Consider the following 2,426-nt stretch of genomic DNA (forward strand, 5'->3'; position numbering starts at 1 on the left):
TGTTGTTCGGGTCGCCTTCGCAGTCGACGACGACGATCTGGCCGGGGGTCAGTTCGTTGAACAGGATCCGCTCGGACAGGTTGTCCTCGATGTCGCGCTGGATCGTGCGGCGCAGCGGCCGGGCGCCGAGGACCGGGTCGAAGCCCTTCTTCGCCAGGTACTTCTTGGCGTTGTCGGTCAGCTCCAGACCCATGTCCTTGTTCCGCAGCTGCGTCTCGATCCGCGCGATCATGATGTCCACGATCGACAGGATCTCGTTCTCCCGCAGCTGGTGGAACACGATCGTGTCATCGATCCGGTTCAGGAACTCCGGCCGGAAGTGCTGCTTCAGCTCGTCGTTGACCTTCTGCTTCATCCGGTCGTAGTTCGACTCCGAGTCCTCCGACGCCTGGAAGCCCAGCGACACCGCCTTCGCCACGTCCCGCGTGCCGAGGTTCGTCGTCAGGATGATGACCGTGTTCTTGAAGTCCACGATCCGACCCTGACCATCGGTGAGCCGACCGTCCTCCAGAATCTGCAGCAGCGTGTTGAACACGTCCGGGTGGGCCTTCTCGATCTCGTCGAACAACACCACCGAGAACGGCCGACGACGCACCTTCTCCGTCAGCTGACCACCCTCGTCATAACCGACGTAACCGGGAGGGGCACCCACCAGCCGCGACACCGTGTACCGGTCGTGGAACTCCGACATGTCCAGCTGGATCAGCGCGTCCTCGGAACCGAACAGGAACTCCGCGAGGGCCTTGGACAGCTCGGTCTTACCCACACCCGACGGGCCGGCGAAGATGAACGACCCCGACGGACGCTTCGGGTCCTTCAGACCAGCCCGGGTACGCCGGATCGCCTTCGAGACCGCCTTGACCGCGTCCTCCTGCCCGATGACGCGCTTGTGCAGCTCGTCCTCCATACGCAGCAGACGCGAGGTCTCCTCCTCAGTCAGCTTGTACACCGGGATACCGGTCCAGTTACCGAGCACCTCAGCGATCTGCTCGTCATCAACCTCACTGACGACGTCCAGGTCGCCGGCCTTCCACTCCTTCTCCCGCTGCGCCTTCTGCCCCAGCAGCTGCTTCTCCTTGTCCCGCAGCTGCGCGGCCCGCTCGAAGTCCTGCGCGTCGATCGCGGACTCCTTGTCCCGACGCACCTGCGCGATCCGCTCGTCGAAGTCCCGCAGGTCCGGCGGCGCGGTCATCCGACGGATCCGCATCCGCGCACCGGCCTCATCGATCAGGTCGATCGCCTTGTCCGGCAGGAACCGGTCGGAGATGTACCGGTCGGCCAGGGTCGCGGCGGCCACGAGAGCGGCGTCGGTGATGCTCACCCGGTGGTGCGCCTCGTAACGGTCCCGCAGGCCCTTGAGGATCTCGATGGTGTGCGCCAACGACGGCTCACCCACCTGGATCGGCTGGAAACGACGCTCCAACGCGGCGTCCTTCTCCAGATGCTTGCGGTACTCGTCGAGGGTGGTGGCGCCGATGGTCTGCAACTCGCCCCGCGCCAGCATCGGCTTCAGGATCGACGCGGCGTCGATCGCGCCCTCGGCGGCGCCCGCCCCGACGAGGGTGTGGATCTCGTCGATGAACAGGATGATGTCACCGCGGGTGCGGATCTCCTTGAGCACCTTCTTCAAGCGCTCCTCGAAGTCACCCCGGTAACGGGAACCAGCGACCAGGGCACCAAGGTCGAGGGTGTAGAGCTGCTTGTCCTTCAGCGTCTCCGGCACCTCACCCTTGATGATCTTCTGGGACAGCCCCTCCACCACAGCGGTCTTACCGACACCGGGCTCACCGATCAGGACCGGGTTGTTCTTCGTCCGGCGGGACAACACCTGCATGACCCGCTCGATTTCCTTCTCCCGCCCGATCACCGGGTCGAGCTTGCCCTCACGGGCAGCCTGGGTCAGGTTCCGACCGAACTGGTCCAACACCAGACTCGTCGACGGCGCGGCCTCACCCGTCGCGGCGCCCGCCGCGGCCGGCTCCTTGCCCTGGTAACCCGACAGCAACTGGATCACCTGCTGACGGACCCGGTTCAGGTCCGCACCCAGCTTCACCAGCACCTGGGCGGCAACGCCCTCACCCTCACGGATCAGACCCAGCAGGATGTGCTCCGTGCCGATGTAGTTGTGCCCGAGCTGCAACGCCTCACGCAGCGACAGCTCCAACACCTTCTTGGCCCGCGGCGTGAACGGAATATGCCCGCTCGGCGCCTGCTGACCCTGGCCGATGATCTCCTCGACCTGCTGACGCACACCCTCCAGAGAGATACCAAGACTCTCCAGAGCCTTGGCAGCCACGCCCTCACCCTCATGGATCAGACCCAGCAGGATGTGCTCCGTACCGATGTAGTTGTGGTTGAGCATCCGGGCCTCTTCCTGGGCCAGGACGACAACCCGTCGCGCTCGGTCGGTGAACCGCTCGAACATG

1 protein-coding gene is annotated in these 2,426 nt (G+C 65.0%); it reads right to left on the reverse strand.

Going from position 1 to position 2,426, the window contains the following annotated elements; translation table 11 throughout:
- Positions 1-2,425: ATP-dependent Clp protease ATP-binding subunit (locus ABZ793_RS34620; protein WP_357465208.1), on the reverse strand; the 2,425-nt coding region annotated here is incomplete at its 3' end.
- Between the last annotated feature and the right edge of the window lies 1 nt (position 2,426).

The organism is Micromonospora sp. NPDC047465, from assembly GCF_040643125.1.
GTDB lineage: Bacteria > Actinomycetota > Actinomycetes > Mycobacteriales > Micromonosporaceae > Micromonospora.